Origin of the sequence: Thalassorhabdus alkalitolerans, from assembly GCF_042656525.1 — a bacterium.
Taxonomy (GTDB): domain Bacteria; phylum Bacillota; class Bacilli; order Bacillales; family Marinococcaceae; genus Thalassorhabdus; species Thalassorhabdus alkalitolerans.
Genome location: NZ_JBHSOZ010000005.1, coordinates 1 through 25,624 on the forward strand (window position 1 = coordinate 1; position 25,624 = coordinate 25,624).

Genomic DNA, 25,624 nt, shown 5'->3' on the forward strand with positions numbered 1-25,624 from the left:
GCGGTTACAACGACCTTCACCGTTCGGGACTTTAACCCTAGAGTTTATACCCATGCCGGGCACACAATAAAAAAAGACAGTGATGCTCATCACTGTCTTTGCGATTATGTAATTAAATCATCATTATAATTGGCGCGCCTACCAGGATTCGAACCTGGAATACGAGAACCGGAATCTCGCGTGATATCCCTTTCACCATAGGCGCAGATTTTTTAAGACAATGACAATTGTATCTAATTCTCTTTGTTGTGTCAATCATTGTTTTTAAGGTGAAAAGGACTGGCACCTATACCAGCCCTTTTCCGGTCATTCTTTTTCTGCTGTCGCAGTGTCTTCTTCTAACATTTCTTTAAACCTTGCCCCAATTTCCTCATCATTATAACCAGCATCATGAAGACGCTTTGTGAAATGCTGGGCATATAGCTTAGTACGTTTGGCCATACGCTTGTATTTCTTTTGTTCCTTTGTCGTATCAGCATGTTTGGCTCTATTTTGGGCGTTGGACATAATACTTTCAACAACAAATAGAGCTTTCCAGACATCTTCCTCAGATAAATCTGCAGATTCTTTATCCAAATATTCGAGTACCTGCTGATAATATTCATTAAACTCTTTAAAGTCAATTTCTTCTTCCATATTAAGGTATTCTTGAACTTGTGCGTAAAATTTATCCATCAAATTTCATCCTTTGTTAACAGTCCTTATACGTTTTTTGGCGATTACAAGTTCTCATCGAAAGCTTTTTCCAGCTTTTGAACAACATGAATAGGTTCATGTCCTTCGATTTCATGGCGCTCAACCATGGTTTTGATTTCTCCGTCCTTAATTAAAGCAAAGGAAGGGGAAGAAGGAGCATAACCAGTAAAGAAAGAACGGGCTTTTTCAGTCGCTTCCTTATCCTGGCCAGCGAAAACTGTTACATAACGATCAGGCTGCTTTTCGTAATTTCTCATATAGGCTGCTGCAGGACGAGCAATGCCTCCGGCACAACCGCAAACAGAGTTTACCATAACAAGTGTGCTGCCTTGCTTTGATAAAGTCTCCTCTACTTCTTCAGCAGATGTTAATTGTTCATAACCTGCCTCATCCATATCCTTTCTCGCTGCCTGAACTACATCATTTATCATAAAATTAAAATCCATCTCTAACCATCCTTTCTTTTCCTAAACCCATGTACTACTTCTATTGTAAACAATACCAGAGTGTATTCACAAGTAAACCAGCTTCTTTTTATTTTTAAAAGAGCCAACAACTTTATCTTCAAGGAGCCTGAATGAACACCTTTTTCTATTCACTTATTACTTTGAAAACAAGTGAATAGCTCTGGCTTTGTTAGTACAAGGACTCGCTCTCCGGATCAAAAGACTCCAGGCGCGTTTTAATACTTGAAAGAAAACGTCCGCATACTAATCCATCCAGCACCCTATGATCTAAAGACAGGCACAAGTTGACCATGTGGCGTATCGCAATCATGTCACCTTCCATCACCACAGGCTTTTTCACAATGGATTCTACGGAAAGGATAGCTGCCTGAGGGTGGTTAATAATAGGCATCGACTGAACTGAGCCAAAGGATCCTGTGTTGTTTATCGTAAAGGTTCCTCCTTGCATTTCTTCACCTTTCAACGTGCCATTTCTCACTTTACCCGCCAAGTCCTGAACAGACCTGGCAAGTCCTTTTATGCTTTTTTCATCAGCATGCTTTACCACAGGAACAAACAGAGCATCCTCCGTGGCAACTGCAATAGACAAATTGATGTCTTTCTTGCGGATGATCTTATCTCCTGCCCACGTAGAATTAAGCTCTGGGTATTCTTTTAATGCCTCCACAACAGCTTTCATAAAAAATGGGAAGAAGGTAAGACTGATGCCTTCTTTTTCTTTAAATTTCTTTTTGTTTGCTTCCCTGAACTTTGCAATGTTTGTAACATCCACTTCAACCATCGTCCAGGCATGAGGGATTTCATGTTTGCTTCTTACCATGTTAACGGCTATCGCTTTTCTAACTCCGCTCACAGGTATTTCTTGATCACCAGACTCACTTTTCTGCTTCTCTTCGATCTGTTGCTTCTGTTCAATGGAGGGAGCTCTCTTCTTTGGTTCTTCATAAGTATCATGCTTTTCTTCCCTTGCAGGTTTTGCACCTTTGTTTACAAGAGAAAGTACATCTTTCCGGGTAATTCGGCCTCCTCTCCCGCTTCCTTGCACAGTGGATAGATCAATGTCATTTTCCTGAGCAAGGCGGAGAACGGCTGGCGAATAGCGCGTTTTCATTGACTGGGCCGAAGAGTCTGTACTTTGCTTTTCTTCTTCTTTTGGAGGTTGAACATTTTCTTTACTGCGTTGATCAGTGCTGCCTTTTCCTTCAACCTCCATATAGCATATTAGATCGCCTACCTGGATTGTCTCATCTTCCCCTGCTACTAATTCGGTTATTGTCCCTGTAAAAGAAGAGGGGACTTCTGCATTCACTTTATCTGTCATTACCTCGGCAATAGGATCATATTTATTTACCTTGTCGCCAGGCTTTACAAGCCATTTACTGATCGTCCCTTCTGTTACACTTTCTCCGAGCTGGGGCATTGTAATTTTTTCAGCCATGAACAAACACCTCCTTTAAAATTCTGCTAAATCTTTTATCGCAGCCTCTACTTTTTCCGGGTTAACCATAAAGTGCTTTTCCATTGTAGGGGCGTAAGGCATGGCTGGAACATCTGGACCTGCCAATCTTTGAACAGGAGCATCAAGGTCAAATAAACAATTCTCGCTGATGATTGCAGACACTTCACTCATGATGCTTCCTTCTTTGTTGGCCTCAGTTATTAAGAGAACCTTACCTGTTTTGCTGGCTGCTTCAATTATTGCTTCTTTATCAAGGGGATACACCGTCCTCAAATCAAGTATATGAGCAGAAATCCCTTCTCCGGCAAGCTTTTCAGCGGCTTGCAGAGCAAAATGAACACAAAGGCCATAGGTAATGACGGTCACATCTTCCCCTTCTCTTTTTATATCTGCTTTCCCAATTGGAAGGGTGTAGTCTTCTTCGGGAACCTCACCTTTAATGAGGCGGTATGCTCGTTTATGTTCAAAAAACAAGACTGGGTCTTCATCACGGATCGCCGCTTTTAATAGCCCTTTTACATCATAAGGAGTTGATGGCATTACAATTTTCAAGCCAGGTACGTTTGCAAATAGAGCTTCTACGGACTGAGAATGATACAATGCACCGTGAACACCTCCGCCGTAAGGCGCACGAATCGTTATCGGGCAGCTCCAATCGTTATTTGAGCGGTAGCGGATTTTTGCGGCTTCAGAAACAATTTGATTGACTGCCGGCATAATAAAGTCAGCAAACTGCATTTCGGCAACAGGCCTCATGCCATACATCGCTGCTCCAATCCCCACACCGGCAATAGCTGATTCTGCAAGAGGCGTGTCAAGAACCCTCTCTTCACCGAACTCCTCATAGAGTCCTTCGGTAGCTCGGAATACTCCACCTCTTGCCCCCACATCTTCTCCTAAAATAAACACTTTTTCATCCCGCTGCATTTCTTCTCTCAGCGCACGTGTTACTGCTTGTATATAGGACATCATTGTCAATGTTCTTCACCCCTTTCTATTGTTCTTTATATACATGTTTAAAAAGATCATCCGGATCAGCATAAGCCGCTTCTTCAGCAGCATCAGTAGCTTCATCTACTATGCGTTTGATTTTTTCAAGGAGCACATTTTCTTCTTCCTCTGTCATTACGTTATTTTCTTTTAAATAAGTGCTGAAAGTAAAGATAGAGTCCCGCTTTTTTGCTTCCTCTACCTCCTCTCTTGATCTGTAAGAACGGTCATCATCATCACTTGAATGAGGGGTGAGTCTGTAGGACACTGTTTCTATCAAGGTAGGCCCCTCACCCTTCCTTGCACGATCCGCTGCATTTTTCACTGCTTCATAAACAGCAAGGGGATCATTTCCATCTACCGTAAAGCCAGGCATCCCGTACCCTATCGCCCGATCGGAAACCTTTTCACACGCTAGCTGTTTTTCTATAGGAACGGAAATAGCATATTTGTTATTTTCGCACATTAAAATGACAGGAAGCTTATGAACACCGGCAAAGTTTGCTCCTTCATGAAAATCGCCCTGGTTGGAAGAGCCTTCTCCAAAGGTCGTGAAGGTAACGAAATCTTTCTTTTCCATTTTGGCTGCCAAAGCAATCCCAACGGCATGCGGCACCTGGGTTGTTACAGGGGATGAACCAGTTACAATCCGATTTTTCTTCTGTCCAAAATGCCCTGGCATTTGTCGTCCGCCTGAATTTGGATCCTCTGCTTTAGCAAATCCTGACATCATTAAATCCTTTGCCGTCATCCCAAAGGCAAGGACCACTCCCATATCACGGTAATACGGGAGCGCATAATCCTTTTCACGATCTAACGCCATGGCTGCTCCGACTTGAGCGGCCTCCTGTCCTTGACAAGAGATCACAAAAGGTATTTTTCCAGCACGATTTAAGAGCCACATTCGCTCATCGATCTTACGGGCCATAAGCATTTGTTCATACATTTCAATTACCTGCTCTTTTGAGAGCCCTAATTCTTCATGTCGTAGTACGGCCATACATATCCCCCCTAGTTATTATGAATGTATCGCTTTTCCATCCACTGCCAGAGCAGCTTCACCAATGATCTCAGATAATGTTGGATGCGGGTGAATCGCCTCAGCCACTTCAAAGCTTGCTGCATCCAGGAGCTTGGCAACGGCTGCCTCTGAGATAAGGTCTGTTACATGCGACCCGACCATATGAACACCTAGTAGATCATCAGTTTCTTTGTCAGCAATAAATTTAACGAACCCTGATGCGTCTCCATTCACTAAGGCTTTTCCTATTGCCTTAAATGGGAATGTACCTATTTTGGTATCATAGCCTTCTTCTCTGGCCTGCTCTTCTGTCAAGCCGATACTGGCCACTTCGGGACGACTGTAGGTGCAGCGGGCAACAAGAGAAAAATCTAATGGGTGAGGGTGGTTTTCTGTCATATGCTCAACGGCTATGATTCCTTCGTGAGAAGCAACATGAGCAAGCTGCATTCCTCCGATAACATCACCGATCGCATAAATGTGAGACTCTTTCGTCTGCTGCCACTTATTTGTTTGGACAAAACCTTTTTCCACCACAATATCCGTATTTTGAAGTCCAATGTCTTCCGTATTTGCTTTGCGCCCTACAGAGAGGAGAACAGATTTGGCCTGGTAAGCCTGCTCTTTCTCACCTTCCAGAGCGTATATTGTTACGTCTGTTTCCCTTTTTGTTTTCTCAGGGAGCACTTTAGCATTTGTAACGATCTTGACGCCCCTTTTTTTCAGCTGACTGGCTATTTCTTTGGATACCTCTTCATCCTCACCAGGAAGAATTCGCCTGCTGTATTCCAACACTGTTACTTCCACTCCAAAGTCAGAGAGCATTGAAGCCCATTCAATCCCAATGACGCCTCCTCCAATGATAATAATGGAAGAAGGCAGGTTTTCTAATTCCAACGCTTCGTCAGAGGTGAGAATTTGTTTCCCATCTGGATCCATCCCAGGAAGAGTATTGGGCCTGGACCCTGTAGCAATAATAACGTTTTTTGGTATAAGCATTTCATTTTCTTCTCCGCTGTCCATTTCTACAGAGATCGTACCCGGACTTGGGGAAAAAATAGAAGGACCCAGTATTCGCCCATGTCCTTTATAGACATGAATATCCCCTTTGTTCAACAAGTACTGAACACCTTTGTACAACTGGTTTACTATATTATCCTTACGTGACTGCACCTTATTGAAATCAAGAGATACCCCTTCTGTATTCACCCCGAAATCTTCGCTCGTTTTTGCTGTATGATACACTTCTGCACTGCGCAAAAAAGCTTTGCTTGGTATACAGCCTTTATGTAAACACGTGCCTCCAAGCTTCTCCTTTTCAACTACGGCCACTTTCAATCCTAATTGCGCTGCACGGATAGCTGCCACGTACCCGCCTGTTCCCCCGCCAAGGATCACTAAATCATATTCTTCTGCCATTTCTATCCCTCCTTATAACCGTAAATCTTCGGTTCTTCTTCCTTCTTTAAGACACGAAGAGCCCCTTCGGCAAGGGAACGAAGCTCATCTTCGCCCGGATACACGATCACATCTGAGATCCAGCTTACCATCTTAATAATTTCTCCAGTCAGCCATTCACTATGAGCCAGGCCTCCGGTCAAAATAATAGCATCTACTTTTCCACTTAAACAAACACTTCGGGCTCCAATTTCTTTTCCGATCTGGTAAGCCATAGCCCTCATTACTTCCTCAGCTTCATGATTGCCTTGTACTATTTGAGCTTCAACTTCCTCAGCATTATTGGTGCCAAAATAGCTTACCAGCCCTCCTTGTCCAGCGGCCTTTTTCATCATCTCTGATATGGTGTAACGCCCGGAAAAACACATGCTAATGACATCAGCAACAGGAAGCGTACCCGACCTTTCAGGAGAAAAGGGACCGTCTCCATTTAAGCCATTGTTTACATCTGCAACTTTCCCATCTTTATGGGCACCGACAGTAATTCCGCCTCCTAAGTGTACAACAATCAAATTGGCTTCTTCATAAGGTTTTCCAATTTCATCTGCAGCCTTCCTTGCGGCAGACTTTTGATTCAGTGCATGAAAAATACTTTTTCTTTTTATTTCTTTTAAACCGGTCAGTCTGGCTTCAGGCATTAATTCATCCACTACCACAGGGTCAACGATATAAGAAGGAATATTTAACTGCGTTGAGATCTCAAAGGCTATCAATGCACCTAAGTTTGAAGCATGCTCTCCATATTTCCCTTCTCTCAAATCCTTAATCATCGCTCCCGATATTTCATAAGTACCGCTTTCAATCGGGCGAAGAAGTCCCCCTCTGCCGACAACAGCGTCAATTTTTGACAAGCTGATCCCTTCCACATCCAGTGACTCCAGTATTGCCTGTTTTCTAAATTGATATTGGTCAACTATGTTTGAATACGCCTTAATGTCTTCTTGACGATGACGGACGACCTTTGAAAATAAGGATGCTTTATTTTCAAATACGCCAACCTTTGTAGAGGTTGATCCTGGGTTTAACACAAGAATCCGGTGGCTTGATATTTGCTTCAAGGGCTCTGCCTCCTATTCCTGCCGCGGAAGATAAACTATCTTCTACGGCTTAAAATATGATGTTCATTACGCAAAAACTGCTTTCTTGAATTTTTCATTTTTCTGATCCGTTCCTCCGCCATGCGGTCAGCAGCTGCATAAGTCGGGATATTATCTCTTTTAGAAATGCTGATTACTTTCTCTATGTTTTGGTAAACCCCTTCCACCTTCTTTAAAGCACGCTCACTGTTATAGCCGTTCAGCTCATCAGCCACGTTAATCACTCCGCCAGCGTTGATTACATAATCGGGTGCGTAGACGATTTCTCTTTCATGGAGCATATCACCGTGCTTGTTTTCTTTTAATTGATTGTTTGCAGCGCCGGCTATCACTTTTGCTTTAATAGAAGGAATGGTTTCGTCATTTAACCCAGCTCCAAGAGCACACGGGCTGAAAATATCACATTCTGTTTTATAAATGTCCCTTGGATCCACTGCTTTTGCATTGAAATCGCTTACAGCTCTGTAGACTGCATCTTTATTGATATCGGTTACAATCAAAGTAGCTCCCTCTTCATACAGGTGCTTGCAAAGATTATAAGAAACGTTCCCGACTCCTTGCACCGCCACTTTTTTCCCGGCAAGCTCATCTGATCCAAAGGCTTCTTTTGCTGCCGCTTTCATCCCTACATAGACCCCGTAAGCTGTGACAGGCGAAGGATTGCCACTCGATCCAAAAGCAGGTGAGATTCCTGTGACAAAGTCGGTTTCTTCATAAATAATATCCATATCTTCAACCGTTGTACCTACATCTTCAGCTGTAATGTAGCGTCCGTTCAAGCCCTGAATATACCTTCCAAACGCCCGGAACATTTCTTCATTTTTGTCCTTACGTGGGTCACCGATAATTACTGTTTTGCCTCCCCCAAGGTTCAAGCCGGCTGCAGCATTTTTGTAAGTCATGCCTTTAGCCAGGCGGAGAGCATCTTCAAAGGCCGCTTCCTCAGACTCATACTTCCACATTCTTGTCCCCCCTAATGCAGGGCCAAGAGTTGTATCATGAATAGCAATGATAGCTTTTAGGCCTGATTCAGCATCCTGACAGACCACCACTTGCTCGTAATCGTATCTTTCCATATATTTGAATAATTCCATAACCTTACCTCCTTAAGCTAAGGTGCTCTGATATTCGCTGACATGACAAGCGATCGCAATAGAGTAGAGCTTACTCGCTGCAGTGTCAGCTCTTGATGTTAAAATGATTGGAGCCTTGGCCCCGGCTATAATTCCTCCTACTTTCGCTCCTGCAAAGTAGACGAGTGATTTATATAAAATGTTTCCTGTCTCCACAGTTGGAACTAGAAGAATGTCAGCTCTGCCAGCCACTTCTCCTCCTACCCCTTTATAGTTAGCAGCATCAACAGATATTGCATTATCCAGTGCTAGTGGCCCATCTATTACACAATGATTAATCTGCCCCCTTTTATTCATTTGGCTGAGAGCAGCCGCATCAATGGTAGCAGACATATCAGGGTTAACTACTTCCACCGCTGAAATAGGGGCTACTTTTGGATTTATTACCCCCATCGATCTTGCCACTTCAACAGAGTTATTTGTGATTTCCACCTTCTGTTGTAAATCAGGGGCTATATTCATGGCTGAATCAGAGACAAAAAACAAGCGCTTAAAACCTGGCACCTCAAAGGCTGCTACATGAGATAAAACCTTCCCTTTCCGCAAACCGTACTCCCTGTTTAATACCGCTTTCATCAATACACTGGTGGGAATCATACCCTTCATTAATAAATCTGCTTTGCCCTCACGGACAGACATGACAGACAATCTTGCAGATTCTTTCACATCCCTTGCCGGAATGACTTTGATAGAGCTCATTTCACTTAACCCTTTAGATGTAAGGAATGAACGAATGACTTCCTCATTCCCGTATAACCTGAATTCACCGAGCTGATTGTTTATTGCTTCCTTGACCATATCAATTACTCGTTCGTCATCTGCCGCCGCAATCGCTATGGTTTTCTTCTTATAAGCAGATGCATTTTCCATTATTTCTTGTAAGTTCATTACAATGACTCCTTCGTGACGGACTACTTATACTTTAATGCAAATATCATGCCAATTTCAAACCACACTGTGAAAGGTTTTTCTCTTCTTTCATAACGAAACACCGTGAAATATTTTTCACGGTGTGCAATTTATTGCATGCTACTTTCTTCAATACCATGTTTTTTTAACTTGTAGTACAAATTCCGAATGGAAACCCCCAGTTGTTTGGCTGTTTTTGTTTTGTTTCCTTCGTGCTCCTTCAATGCGTTCAACAACACCCGTTTTTCAAAGTTCTCTACCTGCTCTTGCAACGTTATAGTCTGTTGATGCAGATCAGTTGCAAAAGAAGGTAACTGGCTGTTAGGAGCGGTTTTGGCAACCTCCAAAGGTGGAAGATCCTTACTGTCAATAAGTGTTTGGGAAAGGGGCATTGTAATTACCGCTCTTCCCAAAACATTTTCAAGCTCTCTTACATTTCCTGGCCAGGAATAAGCTTTAAGCATTGCTATGGCCTCTTCTGTAATGCCTTCTACTGTTCTTCCAAAATCCTGGTTTATTTTTTCAATCATTCTGTTGCTAAGAACTGCTATATCTTCTCTTCTTTCCCTTAACGGAGGAATAAAGATAGGGAGTTTATTAATCCGGTAATAAAGATCTTCTCGAAACACTTTTTTGTGAATCGCTTTTTCAAGATTGACATTTGTGGCAGCAATCACTCTTACATCAACCTGAACAGCTCTTGTGCCGCCTACTCTTACGATCTCTCCCTCCTGAAGCACACGAAGAAGCTTCGCCTGTGTAGATAATGTCATTTCTCCAATTTCATCCAGAAATATGCTTCCTTTGTCAGCTTCTTCAAAAAGCCCCTTTTTCCCTCCTCGTTTCGCTCCAGAAAAAGCGCCCTCTTCATAGCCAAATAATTCACTTTCTAAGAGAGATTCAGATAATGCAGCGCAATTAACGCGAATGAATTTATTGAACTTTCTGTTGCTTTCATTGTGAATGGCGTGAGCAAACAACTCCTTTCCTGTGCCTGATTCACCTCGCAGAAGAACAGACATCGGAGCAGCCGCACTTACTTTCGCTTGTTGAATGGCCAAAAGAAACTCTTTAGAATGTCCGGCAATATCGTCAAATGTATATTTTGCTTCAAGGGTGCGTATGATCTGCCTTGCTCTTTTTAACTCCTCGGTTAACGTTTTAATTTCAGACATATCGTGGATAACCCCTACGCTTCCTTTAAGCTTTCCATCCACAATAACAGGCGCCACATTTACGATCACATCTCTTTTATTAGGGCCAACTTTCAGCCTCACCCCTCGAACGGCTTTTCGTGTTCTTAGGACTTTCAAATGCATGCTCTCTCCTTCAGAAATGTCTGCTGTAGCAGGCTCTCCAATCACATTTTCCTGCCTTAATCCCGTAATTTTTGTGTAGGCTGGATTAATCATCATTCCCCTGCCGTTTTCATCCACTACAGAGATTGCTTCCTCGGAAGATTGAATAATCGCTTCCAGCATTTTTTGAATGCTTTTTAAGTTTGTGACTTCCTCAGCCATCCGCTCAATCTCAGTAACATCTCTGAAAACAGCAAACGCACCTACACGAATATTTTCGAGCCATAATGGAATTCTGGTACTGAGTATTGAACGTCCGTTAGCAAAAGTCAGCGGCTGGTTTTCTTCCGCTTCTCCTTTATGAAGAACCCTTGGCAGCTCACTTCCTGGAATCACATCTTTTATGTACCGGCCTAACACCATTTGTTCTTTTAGATCCGTCATCTCTTCTGCAGACCGGTTAAATAAGATAATTTTTTCTTCATCATCAATTGCAATCATTCCATCATGTGTGGCATTTAATATCATACTTTGAAACTGGTCATGGGCTTTCACTTCCTCAATCAGCTGCTCTTTATCCACGAGCAGCTCATAAAGAATACCGGCTGCCTGTCCAGGAACAACTGCTGTTTCTGCCTTGGCAAATGTCTGTATTTCATGATAAACCTCTTTTTTCCCTGTAACCTCTATAATGATATCAGGTTCAGTGGAGAGCAGCGTTTTCCAATCAGCTGCTGTCTGTATGCCATGCTCCAAGGCAAGCTTCATACCGGGAGCTTCTTTATTTATATCAGCCAGTCCGGCAACCTTCATTCTCTCGTTTTCCACGAGCATTCTTAACAATGAAACTCCGCCCTTGCCTCCACCAACAATGACAGCTTTTTTCATTTTTTCCCCTCCCGTTACTCTCTCCTTACACTATCTATGAAAAACTCGTGACATTCAACCAGAACCTTTGGAAATCTTACAAAAAATAAAGTACAATGTAACTTGGAAGAAAACCATATCTGTTAGTAAATATATCGTTCCATAGTATCACTTTTATTCACATCAGCTTGTTCAAAAGAGAGGTGCAGAACATGCGCACAGTTGCTTTGATGATGCTTGTCATCCCCGGTGTGATTGCCGGCCTTGGGATAAAATTAATGAGAGACTTATTTTTTAATATTCTACACCCCCCATTTCCTTTTTTATGGGTGCAGTTTCTTGTTGGCCTTATTATCTTTGTAATGGGAATTGCCTTTATCGCCGGATTTGTCCTTCATAGAGACAGAAAGAATAATAAAGTAGGGCCCCGTTTTCAAAAGAAACAGAAAAAAGAAGTCCCCGCTGAGTAGCAGGGGCTTATTTTTTTGCTATTCCCCAACTGTCTATTCTGGAGAGGAAAGGAGAAGCCGCTATTGCCGACGTCAAGGAATGTCTTTCTGCATAAATGGTAAAAAAAAGCAGTAATCCAGAAACAACCGCTTGTAGAGCCAGGGGAGCATAGACAGCGGTTAAATAAAACAAAAGACCCCCTGATGCAGCTGCTCCATTATCCCCAAGCATCCCTTCTTCAGCAGCCTCAATATAAAACCAGACCACCATAATCAAGAGAAGAGAAGTGGTAACCGTTACTTCCTCCCTTATTACATACAACAAAAGAATCCCATAAACAAAAAATACTTTCCAAACACGAAGAGGCCTGGTATCAAGTAGATTAAACATATGGGGCCCTAGAACCAATAAGCTAAACGTAAAAAAGAGCGCCAGTGGATGTTCAAAAGGATATGCCATGGCAGCAAAGAAAGCAGCAACAACAGTAACAGTAAGCTTTAAAAGCCCGGTAGTCATTTCACCTGATTTAAAAAAATGATTTATATGCCCCTTGATTCCTTTGGGAAACGGCTTACCATAACGATCATCCAGCCAGCCTGCTATCCAAACAGCCACCAGGTAAATCATCCCGCTGATAAAGGGCAGGGTTACTTCACCCGGGACCCAGATAAAAACAAGGAAGCTAAGCACCAGCCACATCCCTGCTGTATATGGAGTCTGCTTTCCTTTAAAATTGGATACCGTCCATCCTTTATAAAACGAAAAATAAAAGATACCTTTCCATAGTCCATATAAAAAAAAGAGAATTAGTGCTGCTTTCCATAATTCCATAAGCACCGCTCCACTTCCAGCCACTGCTTTCCCCGGTGCCATGATCCCTTGACGGCTTTTCCATATTCCTTATGAGTGAATGGAAGCTCTATCTCAAGAATCTGCAGGCCATTGTTTAAAGCCTGGAGAGTCATGACCGTTTCTATGCCAAAACCAGTGGACCTCATAGATTGAAACAAAGGAAGGTGTGCTCTTTTAAAGGCTCTTTGGCCTGAAAGAGGATATTGTATATGTCTCCCTGTTTTCTTATAAATTTGAGCTTGAACCCTTTTTTTGAAAATCCCCCGGCCGCTTTGCCTTCCGGCAGGAACATTTGCAATCACCATATCTGAATCATTTTCCACAAGTGAGGTATAAAGCCTTTGACTAAAAACAGCGCTCCCTCTAAGATCTCCATCCAGACACATGATAATATCTCCTTTGCTATTTTCCCATCCTGCCTGGAGAGCTGCTGATTTTCCGGTATTCTTTTTAAAATGAATCACTTGGTCGCAGTATTTTTCCATTACCTTTCCCGTTTCATCTTTACTTCCATCGTTTACCCCAATGATTTCTTCGATCCAGTCTTCTTCATACAGGGCCTGAAGCGTCTTTTCAATGCTCTCCCCTTCATTAAATGCCGGGATAATTACGCTTGTTTTCATTTTCACCCACCTTTTTCTTCCTGGAGCATGTCCCCGTCTGCTTTCCACTTTATTCTCCTCTTAGCCCGGTGTACAAGCGGCCTTATATGATTAACAATTTTTTCAATATTGAAAGCCGGTAAAGGACTTTCTTTTAAGTAATGTATACCTTTCAAGTCTGTGACTTGACAGCCAGCCCACATTCTTAGTAAAAGTGAGGACCCCATTCCCTTTCTTCCCTTGCAAAGGTATTCTTCCATCCCTCGATGTCCGCCTACGATATATAACCTGGCTGCTTCTTCTTTGCAAGCCCATGCGATCGCGGCATCTTCACTCATACCGATAAAAGGAAGACTTTCATAAGCAACTTTCATTTCATCGAGTCTTTTCTTTCCAGGTGACTCCCCGTTTACTCTGCAATGCACCAATATTCGGGATACCTTTCTACAAGCTTGTTCACTCACAGAATCCATGTCTCCTATTAACAAGTCAGGACGAAGACTATGTTTGAACATTCCATCCGCTGCTCCATCAACAGCTATTTTATATAGCTTTTTTTTCTTCACCCATCTTTTAATAGCCTGGAGGTCTTTTTCGTAATCAGTTCCCCTTATTACTAAAAGAACTTCTTTCCCCCTTATTTCACCCTGACTCTTCCAATCGAACAAAGAATCAAGCATAGGAGAGAGATCTTTATCAGCATGGTACAAGGAGTTTTTTGCGAAGCGCCGGAATTCATTTTCATGCCGGCACAAAGCTTTCCGTTTCAAATGTGCCAATCGATCCTCGTCATAATAACGAGCTTCCCCTCCAAAGTTCCATTGGCCGTCACCAAAGGTCAAGCACTGATTATTTTCTATCTTAATTGGAAAGAAGTTTTCGACAGCTTTTCTTTTCCATTCAATATCAAACACGGGAATGTTTCTGTTTAACAAAACTCTTACTCCATCATGTTGAAATTTCCCACTCATGGAAGGCTCCACATTCACTACCGCTTGTATTTTCCGTTCCGCTAAACTTTCAGCAGCAAGAGGGTCTATATCCTGATGAGATAAAAAAGCAATATCACCGGGTTTTAATTGGGGGATTAAATGTTTAGTTTTGGCATGATACCTAGCCATGCCTTCTATTTTTGGATGTATCATAAACATCCCTCCCTTTTCCTGGTAGTATGCCCACCAAGAAAAAATAATACCCTCTTCGAATAACTGAAGAAAGTAAGAGAGATAGTATAGGTAACTTGGAAGGAGGAATCAGCATGTTTCGCTTTATTGAATCCAGACATGGATATGACGTCTATCAAGCAAATTATAATGGCCGCCATTACGTCATTCAATTTAATCCTCGTTTAAATCGCATTGAACAAATGAGACCTGCTGTAGATGGAGGAAGCGGAATAGTCAGCCACTTATTCCAATCCTACCTCTCCAGCCTTCCTGAAGAGTAGATAGAAGGTTTAATACAAAGGCTTTTTTACATTTTGTTACTGATTTTGATTACAGATCGCTTGCACCTAAAGGTACAATTGAGACATCCATTCACCCTTCACTACATTTCGCGTTCACAATGTCTTCGATGCCTCGATTTCTTAGGAAACCCATGCTTTAGGATCTTCAGCTCATGGGATCTCCATAAGTAACAAAAAACAAGCCCTCCTTTCCAGGGCTTGTTTTTTGAGATGCCATTTTTATGTTTTACATAAGGGTAAAGTGATAGTAAAGGTCGTACCTATCCCTTCGGCACTGTCTACTTTAATGGATCCATGATGCTCTTCTACAATTTTATGACAAATGAAAAGACCTAAGCCTGTTCCCTTTTCTTTTGTAGTAAAAAATGGCGTTCCTATTTTTTCTACAATGGCAGGACTCATCCCTTTTCCTTCATCTACAACTTGTATGATCGTCTGTGATAAATGTCTGGCCGCTTTAATGGTGATCCTGCCTTTATCCATTGTTTCCATGGAGTTTTTTATGAGGTTAATAAAAACTTGTTTAATTTTTGAATCCTCACAAATAATATGCATCTCTTCCTCTTTGAACTCAGATAGAATTTCTACACCAATTAATGAAGCTTGGGGTTGAAGCAGTTTAATAATACTGTCAATGATGGTCGTGATATTATGTTTTTTCAGAGCATCAGAGTGAGGCTTAGCCAGAATCAGAAGTTCTCCTGATATTTGTTCAATTTTAGTCAGTTCATCTTCGATTATTTTATAGTAGGCCTCTTCTGCCTCATGGTGTCTTAACAATTGAAAAAAACCTTTAATTGCTGTTAAAGGGTTCCTAATCTCATGTGCGATTCCTGCAGCCAGCTGGCCTGCAATCGTCAGCTTTTCCGAACGTACCATTAACCTTTCATTTATTTTTTGCTGTGTTAAGTCAACTAAAACATGAAGTTTTGCCTGGTCTCCTTGAAACCAAATCGGAATGCTTTTAATTTCAAAAGGAGTGATCTCTTCACTTTCCAACATTAACTCCATTTCTATTTTTCTTATTAAACGATTTTCATTTACCTTTTTTGTATGATCTTCTAGTTTTGACCGGGATTCGGGCGGTGCAAAATCGAGAAAACACCTTCCCTGAAAGGAATGGCCACTATTCACTTTGAAATTAATGAAAGCCTGTTTGTTTGCATAAACGATTGTATTATCTATTGTAATAACCATTGCCGTAGGAATTTCGTTTAAAAGAGTTCGGTATATTTTTTCTCTTTCTTCTATAGTTTTCTTTTGTTCATGAATTAACTTCTTTTGTACCGCCAGCTCTTTGTTTCGGCTTTTTAGTATTTTATTTTCCATCTCAATCTTTATTAATCTCTGCTGCTCTGTATAGGTTAAACTTTCCGCATGCTGTTTTTCATAAAAAGGGGAAAAAGAAACTCGATCATCCATCATTAAATACTCATGTGTTCTCATCATTTCACTTTGAATGTAAGCGGATGTTGTAAGACCATTATAGGCACAAACTACAATGAGGCGTTCTCCAAAAATTCTTTTGTCACACTGACATTCATACACTCTCAGCTGGTGCAAAACGGCTTTATCCTCCGGCCATATCACATGACCCCATACGCGAATCACTTTGTCTTTTTCCACTAACTGGTCCACTACGTCTTCGAGCTTTGCTGAATTACTTTCTGCATTAAATAAATTGTTAGGCATATAATGATATGTGTTATTAATGAAGAAAATATGATTGATTTCCTGAGATGAGTAGCCATTTTGCAAAAGCTTATTGACCAGTTTATTGAATAGTTTGTCTTCATCAATGAATACGACATGGTGGTTTTTGTCCAGACCTTCTTTAACAAAAGCAAAAGCATTTTCAATGTATTTACTTTCTTCATTGAAACTATATAGTATATGGGCTCCCTTTTTAACTTCTTCACTATTTGTAAGATCGGTGAGGGAAAATGCCCTTTCTCCTATTTTCACTCACAACTCCCCCTTGCCTTGAAAGTAAAAAACCCAATAAGCCACTTAACGCTTATTGGGAGAGGTACCATCTGTGACTGTCCATCTACCTTTAAAAGTCATACCTTTAGTAATAACGTTGGTCAGCTTACTTTATGTTCAAGACGGAGCTTGTCCGCAACCATTGCGATAAATTCACTATTTGTCGGCTTGGCTTTTGAAATGTTAACGGTATAGCCGAACATTTTGGAAATAGAGTCTATGTTTCCACGGCTCCAGGCTACTTCAATCGCATGGCGGATGGCGCGCTCTACACGGCTTGATGTTGTATTAAATTTCTTGGCGATATCCGGATAAAGGACCTTGGTGATCGACCCTAACAACTCAATGTCATTATAAACCATCGATATCGCTTCCCGCAGGTACATGTAGCCTTTTATGTGGGCAGGAACACCAATCTCATGAATAATATTGGTAATGCTCTGGTTCAGGTTAATAGGCTCAGGCTCTTTCTTAGCACGGGAAGGCATTGGGGACTGGAGAACCGCTGACTGACTTCCACTGATTTCTCTTATATTTCCTATTAACGTTTCCATATCAAAAGGTTTCAGTACATAGTATGAAGCACCCAGGTTAACAGCTTTTTTTGTTACATCTTCCTGTCCAAAAGCAGTAAGCATAATAATTTTCGGACGCTTTGTGACCGCCCCATTATTGATTTTTTCCAGAACAGCAAGACCGTCCAAGTGAGGCATAATGATGTCCAAAACGAGAACGTCCGGCTCCTTTTCTTCCACAACAGATAAACATTCTTGTCCATTAAAAGCGTAACCGGTGACTTCCATGTCCTCTTGAGAGCTAATGTATTCATTAAGCAAATTAACTAATTCACGATTATCGTCAGCCACACACACTTTAATATTTTCCACACCTGTTCCCCCTCGTTAAGTTATTCCCAAGGTATCATTTCGACGCATTCAGTGAGAGTCCTGTTCTACAACCAAATATTCCTCTCAAAGACCCAATTACTTCTCATGTATCATTAGAACTTGACAAACTACTACAATCTGTGATTTGTCGAAAAATATTGGATATTGACTAAAAAAAGAAACACGTTATGTTAAAACCCGTGTCACATTCCTTTCTTATTTTGAGCTTATCATAATTTTCAAAAATGGAAAAGACTACAAACAACAATTATTATGTAAATAACGAAAGGCATAGTCGTTAACTTGCCTTTCGTTTTTCAATGTGTGTCTCAACACCTGCTTCTTCAAGCATCCATTCAATGTGACATGCATATCCTGACGTTGCATCATTTACAAAAACATGCGTGACAGCACCAATGATTTTTCCATTTTGTATGATTGGGCTTCCGCTCATCCCTTGAACAATTCCGCCCGTTTTCTCAAGCAGTTTTGGGTCTGTAACTTTAATAACCATTCCTTTTGTGGCAGGATGTGATTGAGGAAAAGATTTTACGACTTCAATACCAAACTTTTCCACCTTCTCCCCTTCCACTACCGTAAGAATTTCTGCTGGACCTTCTTTGATTTCTTCTGCAAAAGCCACCGGTAGAGATTCATCCATAACATTATTTTTTAATTGGTGGTCATTATTTAACACTCCAAAAATACCGAATGAACTATTTTTGTTAATATTCCCTAATATTTTGCGATCTTCTGTCATTCGTGCTAATTTTTCACCTGGATCGCCATTGGCTCCTTTTTCGATGGAAGTGACTGATGATCGAACAATTTCTCCATCATGAACAACAATTGGCTTTTTCGTGTCAGTATCAGAAATAACATGACCTAAGGCACCATATTTCCCTGATTCTGGTTCGTAAAAGGTCATGGTCCCTACTCCTGCCGCGGAATCGCGTACGTATAACCCCATACGATATCCTTCGCCTTCCTCATCTTTTACTACCTTCATTTTCTTTTCAATTGTTTCCTGGCCTCTTTTAATCGTCAGGAAAATTTCTTGTTTATCATCCGCTGCTTTCTGAACAGCGTCAGCTACTTCTCCCATATGCTGGACTGTTTTATCGTTAATTTTTTTAATAACATCTCCGACTTCAATGCCTGCCTCTTTCCCAGGAGAAATTTTGCCTTTTCCCGTAGGAATTTGATGGTGGCCAACGACCATCACTCCCTCGGAATTTAATTTCACCCCAATGGATTGACCTCCTGGAACCACTTCAATATCAGGAATCACTCGGACATCCACTTTCTTTACTGGAAAGGAAGCTGCTGTGATTGTAAGTGGGATACTTTCACCAGCAGTTGTCAAATCATCTTCTGTGACTTCTAGTGATAAACCTTCTAAATCCAGTTGTTTTAAAGCTGCCTGGACCGGGCCGCCTGCTTCAGAAAATTCTTTCTCATATATAAATAAACTGTCAGGGAGCTGGATATACTTTTGAACAGATTCATTTACGCCTATGCCTATTAGCAAAATCAAAAGAAGTATCCCAATCATTCTTCGGGTTAATTGATAATTCATGTAATGTTTTCACACTCCTCGCCCCACCTCGCACCTCTCTTTCTTACTTATAATGTTGCCTTGGAGAAGAACAAATATAAGTACCAACAACTAAAAAAGCTGACCTAATTTGGTCAGCTTTTCATACTTTGGGTTTCATTTTTCCGGCCATCGTCACTAATTCTTTAGCATGATCCTTTGTGAGCTCCGTCACTTCAACGCCTGAGATCATTCTGGCAATTTCATCCACTTTCTCCTCTTCTGCCAATGGAGCAACCGAAGTAGTGACTCTCCCTTCTGATTCTCCTTTTTTAATGTACAAATGAGTATCAGCCATGGCGGCTACCTGAGGAAGATGAGTAATACACAACACTTGAGAATCGATGGAAACATGATGAATTTTTTCTGCGATTGCCTGAGCTACTCTTCCGCTTACCCCTGTATCCACTTCATCAAAAATAAGGGAAGTCATATGTTGAAATCCAGACAATATTGTTTTCATAGCGAGCATGATACGAGAGATCTCCCCTCCTGAGGCTACTTTAGCCAAAGGTTTTAGAGGTTCACCTGCATTTGGTGATAACATGAATTCAACACGGTCCGTCCCTTGCTCCGTAAATATGACTTCCTTGCTGTTAACCGTATACCTTTCTCCTTTTTGCGGGGTTCCAATTTCCACAAACAGTTCTGCCTTTTCCATATATAAGGCTTTAAGTTCTTGTTTCACCTCATAAGCAAGCTTTTCTGCCGCCTGCTTACGAAGGTCGGTTAATGTTTCAGCTTCAGCAAGCAAGTCAAGAGAAAGATCTTCAAGCTGCTTCTCATATTGCTGAATTCTTTCATCTTTATTTTCAAGAGAATCTTTTTCTTCCTCAATACGTGAAGCATATTCCAAAATTTCCGTGACGCTGTTTCCATATTTCCGTTTTAATTGCTGAATTTCGTCCAGTCTTCCTTCTATAACGTTTAACCGGTCCGGATCAAATTCTAGGGAATCAACATGATCACGTAGTGAGTAGGATGCTTCTTCGAGCATAAAGTAACAGTTATTTATCGTCTCTGATAAGCTTTGCAAGTCAGGGTCAATCGAGGCAGCTTCTTCTCCATGATTCATGGCAAGTCCTGCCCAGTCCAGTCCCCTGCCTTCCCCATGCAGACTTTCATATGCTTCTTTTAAAGATCGGAAAAGCTTTTCACTATTAGCCAATTTATACTTTTCCTTTTCAAGCTCTTCGTCTTCTCCTGGCTGTAGCTGCGCTTCTTCTATTTCTTTTAGCTGATATTCAATAAAATCCAGACGATGAGCAACCTCCTGATCGTTTTCTCGGAGCTGCTTGACCTTTTTTTCAACACTTCGAAAAGTAGTATAAATGGTTTGATATTCCCGAAGGGCCTCCTGGAGTTTTTTTCCTGCAAATCGATCCAGCATACCCGCATGTTTTTCAGCTTGCATTAGTTCCTGGTTATCATGCTGTCCTTGTATATCAACGAGACTTTGGCCAACCTCACGGAGAATTGCCAGAGTGACAAGCTTGCCGTTTATACGACAGATGCTCTTGCCCTGCTTCGTAATTTCTCTTCGAAGAACAATCATCCCTTCTTCGATATCAATGCCAGCCGATTCGACCTTTTCTTTTGCAATTTGTCCAGCGTCTATATGAAACAACCCTTCAATTTCTGCCCGTTTTGCTCCATGCCTTACATATTCAACAGAGCCGCGTCCGCCAATTAATAAACCAATGGCATCAATGATTATGGATTTCCCGGCACCAGTCTCTCCAGTCAGCACAGTTAATCCGCTTTCAAAAGACACTGATAATTGTTCTATGATAGCAAAGTTTGTAATTGAAAGTTCTGCAAGCATGAAAACACCTTCCTGCCATGAAAATGTAATTACAGCATATCAAGAAATCGGTCAGAAATGTGTGAAGTTTGTTCTTTCTCACGGCAAATAAGGAGGATCGTATCGTCCCCGCAAATGGTTCCCATAACTTCCGGCCAATCTAAATTATCAATCAGAATTCCAATCGCATCTGCGTTACCCGGGAGCGTTTTCATAACAATCATGTTTTCAGCATGATCAATGCTCACAAAAGAGTCAACCAGAGCTCTTCTCAGCTTCTGGAGCGGGTTAAAGCGCTGGTCAGCAGGCAGGCTGTATTTGTACCTTCCATCTGCCGTTGGTACTTTTACAAGATGAAGTTCTTTGATATCTCTTGAAACGGTTGCCTGAGTTACATTAAAGCCAGCATTCTTCAAGCGGTCAACTAATTCATCCTGCGTTTCAATTTCATTATTCGTAATAATTTCTCGTATCTTTATATGACGTTGTCCTTTGGTCATTTTGATCCTCCTAAAAACACAGTAAACATTCTCTGGCACTTAAAAAAGATACACAGAGCTGGCATGTTTTGTTTTCTATTGTTAAACAAATTTCTACAAATATCATAACTGATTTTCAATATTCATACAAACGTATTTATAAATTAATAATGAGAAACCCTTGTGAATTTAAGTGTTTATGACTTGTCTTCACTTTCACCTTCACTTTTTTTGAATAAAAACCCCTTAGTTTATTCAGCTTCCTAACGAAAAAAGGGTGTCCCAAAAAAGTCTGTTTTTGGTGACACCCTCACGTCATCTCTAGCTATGTAAAAAAACCGGTCTCCTCTTCGCAATGAACCAGGCGGTCTTTGGAGACCCTACACGTTCTACATATGGTGATGTGCATTATAAACGATTTGTTCAATTTTCTCCTCATTTATCTCCCGGCTTGCGGCAGCCCCTTGATCCCAAAGAAGATGAAGTAAAAACTCAATGTTCCCTTCTCCTCCTTTAACTGGTGAGTAATCAAGGCCAGACGGATGATACCCGATACCTTCAGCAAACTCAACAATGTCTTGAATCACCTTCTTGTGAATGGATGGCTCTCTCACAATCCCCTTTTTCCCAACTTCATCCCGTCCCGCTTCAAATTGGGGTTTAATTAACACACATACATTGCTTTCCGGCTGTAGAATCTCCTTTAAAACCGGGAGGATAAGACGAAGAGAAATAAATGAAACGTCTGCCGTTGCAAAATCAGGAGCTCCTTGTGAAAAATCTTCCTTTGTGACGTAACGGAAATTAGTTCTTTCCATAACGACAACACGCTCGTCGTTTCTCAGCTTCCAGGCCAGCTGATTATAGCCTACATCCAAAGCATACACAAGCTTGGCTCCGTTTTGAAGAGCACAGTCTGTAAAGCCTCCTGTAGATGAACCAATATCAAGCATCACTTTATCTTTTACCTCAAGATTAAATGAACTCAATGCCTTCTCGAGCTTTAAACCTCCTCTGCTTACATAAGGGAGAAGCTCCCCTTTAACTCGAAGGGGAGCTTGTACATCCACTTTCATGCCAGGTTTGTCCACCCGTTCATCATTTACGTAAACAAGCCCGGCCATAATGGAACGCTTGGCTCTTTCCCGGGATTCGAAAAAGCCCTGCTCCACTAATAAAACATCTAATCTCTCTTTTTTCATACGTTTACGCCCTTTGTCTCTTTCTTGGAACCATTGTTAGTACCTTATCCCTGACTCTTGCAGGTGTCAGCCCGATTTCTTCGTACAATTCAGGCACGCTTCCATGCTCAATATAACGATCAGGAATTCCCATTCTCTCAATGATCATTCCATGGCTGTCATGGTCATGATAATACTCGAGCACTGCGCTTCCGAAGCTCCCTTGAAGAGCAGCTTCCTCCAAAGTCAGTATTGGTTTTCCTTCTTCCTTTAATTCCTCGAGAAGCGATTCATCAAGAGGCTTGGCAGAGGTTGCATTTACCACTCGGACAGAGACCCCTTGGCTTTCAAGTGATTCGGCTGCTTCCATGGCTACTGGAATCATCGTCCCAAAAGTGAGGATGGTTAATTCACCGCCGTCACGCAGAACTTCCCACTTTCCAATCGTAAGTTCTTTTAACTCTTTATCCATCTTAATACCATAACCGTTTCCTCTAGGATAACGGACTGCTACTGGCCCATCATCATGCTGTACTGCTGTAAAAATCATATGCTGAAGCTCATTTTCGTCTTTCGGCATTAATATTTTCATATTCGGCAGGTGGCGCAAATAAGCAATATCAAATACACCTTGGTGGGTTTCTCCATCAGCCCCTACCAGGCCTGCTCTGTCAATTGCAAAGATAACATTTAAATTCTGACGGCATACGTCATGAACCAGCTGATCGTAGCCCCGCTGCAAGAATGTGGAATACACCGCAAACACAGGCTTCATCCCTTGGGTTGCAAGTCCGCCAGCCATAGTTGTTGCATGTTGCTCTGCAATCCCCACATCAAACATTCGGTCAGGAAATTCAGCTGCAAATTGATCAAGTTTCGTTCCTCCAGGCATAGCTGCAGTAATACCCACCACCCTTTGATCGTCCCGGGCAATTCTGCGCAAGGTATTACTAAAGACACCGCTGTAGCTGGGAGGTCCTGGTTTTTTTACAACTTCACCAGATTCGATCTTATATGGCCCAAGCCCATGCCATGTCCCCTTTGCATCATTCTCAGCAGGGGCATACCCTTTTCCTTTTTTGGTAATAACATGAACCAGCATCGGGCCTTTTGTTTTCTTGGCATAGTTGATGTTTTCAATTAAGTCATCATAATCATGGCCATCTACCGGGCCTAAATACGTAAAGCCCATTTCCTCAAAAAACATGCCGGAAACAAGCAGATACTTGAGACTGTCTTTCACACGTTCAGCGGTTGTTGCAAGTCTTCCACCAAAGGCAGGAATTTTTTTGATTAGATACTCAAGTTCTTCCTTGGCCTTCTGATATTTCCCGGCAGTCCTCATTCTGCCCAGCATGCTGTGAAGGGCTCCGACATTGGGGGCAATCGACATTTCATTATCATTTAAAATAATCGTCAGATCCGTTTGCTCATGTCCAATATGGTTAAGAGCCTCAAGAGCCATACCGCCTGTTAAAGCACCATCCCCGATTACCGCCACAACGCTCTCATCCGTCTTTTTTAAGTCGCGAGCCAGTGCCATCCCCATCGCAGCAGAAAGAGATGTTGAGCTGTGGCCAGTTTCCCATACATCGTGGTCGCTCTCACTCCGTTTAGGAAACCCGCACAACCCCTGGTATTTGCGGAGCTGGTCAAATTGGCCGGCACGTCCTGTTACTATTTTATGCACGTAGGCCTGGTGTCCCACATCCCAAATAATTTTATCCTTAGGGCTTTCATACAAGCTATGAAGAATTAATGTCAGCTCCACAACACCTAGATTGGGACCCAGGTGTCCTCCTGTAACTGATAATCGCTGGATTAAAAAATGGCGGATATCCTCTGCCAGCTTTTCCATTTCTTCACGGGAACAGCTTTGAAGAAACCCGGGGTCCTTTATCGTTTCCAAATCCATCTAAAGTGCCCTCACTTTCTCACTGGTGATTTTTACTTTTCGTTTTTTTCTTGCTTTTTCGTTTTCCGTTGTCAGGAAACACCTTTATTTTTAATTTTACTTCTAAAACATACAAAATTCTACCGACATGGTAAATGATCGGTGTGGAAAAGTGAATAGCTAACGTTTTCCCGATGGATTTACCCCCGACTGTTAATGCTGCTATCACACTGGTAAATACAACCGATACGACAAATTGTACTAGGCTTCCTTCTCCATGTCCAAAGGATAACGCTAATTGAAGGACAACAAACGCGGAAGCGGTTCCACTTATTATCCCGGAAATATCGCCAATTACATCATTACAAAAGCTGGCAAACCGGTCAGCGTTTCTTGTAATCAACATCGCATGCCTTGCCCCAGGGAGCTTCTTGGCAGACATGGAATGGAAGGGTGTTTCGTCAGCAGCGGTAGCAGCGACCCCGATTGTGTCAAAAAATATCCCCATGAACACAATAATAAAAACAATAAGCATCCCTATGGCCCAGCCAACACCAGCCAGGATCCACGTTGATATAATTGAAAAAATAGCCGCTAACACCAAGGTGATAACGGCAATTGTTAAGCTGAAATTTATTGATTTCTTCCAAGAATTCCTCATCTATTATCATCGACACCTTGTTTTTCATTCCGTCCACTCATATGTAAGTCGAGTGGTCATTTAAAGAGTAAACATTGTGGCATAGGTCCAGTAGGATTTCCCAGCCGGCTGCCAGAGCGTCGCCGCCCTGGCGGTTTCCCTTTAAAGCCGGCTTAGCGCCGTCACCGGACGCTAGACTGGATTACCACTTAGCGCACACCGTAATCCCCTTTAAATGTCCAAACGAGGAACAGTCTAGGAGTTTTCCTCAGCGGTCCCTTGCCATTCTCTTAGCCTCTTTTGCAGAGCAGGTTTCAGATGGATAAGAATTGCCGTTGGCCGACGGCTCATTCTCCAGAAATCATCTTCCCCGCTGCTCCACTCAAGGC

Annotated in this window: 23 protein-coding genes and 1 tRNA gene; 2 read left to right on the forward strand and 22 right to left on the reverse strand. The window is 41.9% G+C overall.

Features of this window, described 5'->3' with window-relative positions:
* Positions 1-130 precede the first annotated feature (130 nt).
* From ACFPU1_RS10755 to ACFPU1_RS10805, 11 genes are all read right to left on the reverse strand, one after another.
* A tRNA-Arg gene (locus ACFPU1_RS10755) sits at positions 131-205 on the reverse strand.
* A 101-nt stretch (positions 206-306) separates the two neighbouring features.
* Positions 307-675, reverse strand: a complete 369-nt coding sequence (locus tag ACFPU1_RS10760) for a DUF1129 domain-containing protein (protein WP_054636444.1) — start codon at positions 673-675, stop codon at positions 307-309.
* A 44-nt stretch (positions 676-719) separates the two neighbouring features.
* A complete protein-coding gene (locus ACFPU1_RS10765) occupies positions 720-1,142 on the reverse strand; it encodes a BrxA/BrxB family bacilliredoxin (RefSeq protein WP_100398420.1) in 423 nt (140 codons plus the stop codon).
* Positions 1,143-1,332: 190 nt separating this feature from the next.
* A complete protein-coding gene (locus tag ACFPU1_RS10770; protein ID WP_385940948.1) occupies positions 1,333-2,601 on the reverse strand; it encodes a dihydrolipoamide acetyltransferase family protein in 1,269 nt (422 codons plus the stop codon).
* A 15-nt stretch (positions 2,602-2,616) separates the two neighbouring features.
* The gene (locus ACFPU1_RS10775; RefSeq protein WP_385940951.1) at positions 2,617-3,600 is read right to left on the reverse strand and encodes an alpha-ketoacid dehydrogenase subunit beta; all 984 of its coding nucleotides are present in this window, start codon (positions 3,598-3,600) and stop codon (positions 2,617-2,619) included.
* Between the two features lie 16 nt (positions 3,601-3,616).
* The gene (locus tag ACFPU1_RS10780; RefSeq protein ID WP_385940954.1) at positions 3,617-4,612 is read right to left on the reverse strand and encodes a thiamine pyrophosphate-dependent dehydrogenase E1 component subunit alpha; all 996 of its coding nucleotides are present in this window, start codon (positions 4,610-4,612) and stop codon (positions 3,617-3,619) included.
* A gap of 18 nt (positions 4,613-4,630) precedes the next feature.
* Complete coding sequence (gene lpdA / locus ACFPU1_RS10785; RefSeq protein WP_385940957.1) at positions 4,631-6,052, reverse strand: dihydrolipoyl dehydrogenase; 1,422 nt, start codon at positions 6,050-6,052, stop codon at positions 4,631-4,633.
* 2 nt (positions 6,053-6,054) lie between these two features.
* The gene (gene buk, locus ACFPU1_RS10790; protein ID WP_385940960.1) at positions 6,055-7,149 is read right to left on the reverse strand and encodes a butyrate kinase; all 1,095 of its coding nucleotides are present in this window, start codon (positions 7,147-7,149) and stop codon (positions 6,055-6,057) included.
* A gap of 35 nt (positions 7,150-7,184) precedes the next feature.
* Positions 7,185-8,282, reverse strand: coding sequence for a branched-chain amino acid dehydrogenase (gene bcd, locus ACFPU1_RS10795; protein ID WP_385940963.1), 1,098 nt, complete (start codon positions 8,280-8,282; stop codon positions 7,185-7,187).
* 12 nt (positions 8,283-8,294) lie between these two features.
* Entirely contained in the window at positions 8,295-9,209 is a 915-nt protein-coding gene (gene yqiS, locus ACFPU1_RS10800) for a phosphate butyryltransferase (protein WP_385940966.1), read from the reverse strand.
* Between the two features lie 131 nt (positions 9,210-9,340).
* Positions 9,341-11,416 carry a sigma 54-interacting transcriptional regulator gene (locus ACFPU1_RS10805; RefSeq protein ID WP_385940969.1) on the reverse strand — a complete coding sequence of 692 codons (2,076 nt, stop codon included), beginning with the start codon at positions 11,414-11,416 and terminating at the stop codon, positions 9,341-9,343.
* Positions 11,417-11,607: 191 nt separating this feature from the next.
* On the opposite strand from ACFPU1_RS10805, the gene ACFPU1_RS10810 reads away from it, so the two are divergent.
* The gene (locus ACFPU1_RS10810; RefSeq protein ID WP_100398411.1) at positions 11,608-11,865 is read left to right on the forward strand and encodes a DUF2627 domain-containing protein; all 258 of its coding nucleotides are present in this window, start codon (positions 11,608-11,610) and stop codon (positions 11,863-11,865) included.
* A 7-nt stretch (positions 11,866-11,872) separates the two neighbouring features.
* Here the strand turns inward: ACFPU1_RS10810 and ACFPU1_RS10815 are convergent, their stop codons facing one another.
* From ACFPU1_RS10815 to steA, 3 genes are read right to left on the reverse strand one after another with little or no spacing between them, the layout of a single operon-like run.
* On the reverse strand, positions 11,873-12,676 hold the full coding sequence (locus ACFPU1_RS10815) for a hypothetical protein (RefSeq protein ID WP_385940972.1): 804 nt from the start codon (positions 12,674-12,676) through the stop codon (positions 11,873-11,875).
* Entirely contained in the window at positions 12,652-13,320 is a 669-nt protein-coding gene (locus ACFPU1_RS10820) for a glycosyltransferase family 2 protein (protein ID WP_385940975.1), read from the reverse strand. The genes ACFPU1_RS10815 and ACFPU1_RS10820 overlap by 25 nt, the downstream gene beginning before the upstream one ends.
* A 2-nt stretch (positions 13,321-13,322) precedes the next feature.
* The gene (gene steA, locus ACFPU1_RS10825; protein ID WP_385940978.1) at positions 13,323-14,444 is read right to left on the reverse strand and encodes a putative cytokinetic ring protein SteA; all 1,122 of its coding nucleotides are present in this window, start codon (positions 14,442-14,444) and stop codon (positions 13,323-13,325) included.
* A gap of 113 nt (positions 14,445-14,557) precedes the next feature.
* Here steA and ACFPU1_RS10830 point away from each other — a divergent pair, with 113 nt between their 5' ends.
* The gene (locus tag ACFPU1_RS10830; RefSeq protein ID WP_054636454.1) at positions 14,558-14,746 is read left to right on the forward strand and encodes a hypothetical protein; all 189 of its coding nucleotides are present in this window, start codon (positions 14,558-14,560) and stop codon (positions 14,744-14,746) included.
* A 240-nt stretch (positions 14,747-14,986) separates the two neighbouring features.
* Here the strand turns inward: ACFPU1_RS10830 and ACFPU1_RS10835 are convergent, their stop codons facing one another.
* The 8 genes from ACFPU1_RS10835 to ACFPU1_RS10870 form a co-directional block, all read right to left on the reverse strand.
* Positions 14,987-16,732: an ATP-binding protein gene (locus ACFPU1_RS10835; protein WP_385940981.1), complete on the reverse strand. Its 1,746-nt coding sequence runs from the start codon at positions 16,730-16,732 to the stop codon at positions 14,987-14,989.
* A 122-nt stretch (positions 16,733-16,854) separates the two neighbouring features.
* Positions 16,855-17,640, reverse strand: a complete 786-nt coding sequence (spo0A, locus tag ACFPU1_RS10840; RefSeq protein WP_385940984.1) for a sporulation transcription factor Spo0A — start codon at positions 17,638-17,640, stop codon at positions 16,855-16,857.
* 298 nt (positions 17,641-17,938) lie between these two features.
* Positions 17,939-19,219: a SpoIVB peptidase gene (gene spoIVB, locus ACFPU1_RS10845; RefSeq protein ID WP_385940987.1), complete on the reverse strand. Its 1,281-nt coding sequence runs from the start codon at positions 19,217-19,219 to the stop codon at positions 17,939-17,941.
* Between the two features lie 121 nt (positions 19,220-19,340).
* Positions 19,341-21,062: a DNA repair protein RecN gene (recN, locus tag ACFPU1_RS10850; RefSeq protein ID WP_385940990.1), complete on the reverse strand. Its 1,722-nt coding sequence runs from the start codon at positions 21,060-21,062 to the stop codon at positions 19,341-19,343.
* Between the two features lie 29 nt (positions 21,063-21,091).
* The gene (gene ahrC, locus ACFPU1_RS10855; RefSeq protein WP_054636457.1) at positions 21,092-21,541 is read right to left on the reverse strand and encodes a transcriptional regulator AhrC/ArgR; all 450 of its coding nucleotides are present in this window, start codon (positions 21,539-21,541) and stop codon (positions 21,092-21,094) included.
* Between the two features lie 368 nt (positions 21,542-21,909).
* Positions 21,910-22,722 carry a TlyA family RNA methyltransferase gene (locus tag ACFPU1_RS10860; protein WP_385940993.1) on the reverse strand — a complete coding sequence of 271 codons (813 nt, stop codon included), beginning with the start codon at positions 22,720-22,722 and terminating at the stop codon, positions 21,910-21,912.
* A gap of 4 nt (positions 22,723-22,726) precedes the next feature.
* Positions 22,727-24,616, reverse strand: coding sequence for a 1-deoxy-D-xylulose-5-phosphate synthase (gene dxs / locus ACFPU1_RS10865; RefSeq protein WP_385940996.1), 1,890 nt, complete (start codon positions 24,614-24,616; stop codon positions 22,727-22,729).
* Positions 24,617-24,635: 19 nt separating this feature from the next.
* Positions 24,636-25,256, reverse strand: a complete 621-nt coding sequence (locus ACFPU1_RS10870; RefSeq protein WP_385940999.1) for a hypothetical protein — start codon at positions 25,254-25,256, stop codon at positions 24,636-24,638.
* Positions 25,257-25,624 lie beyond the last annotated feature (368 nt).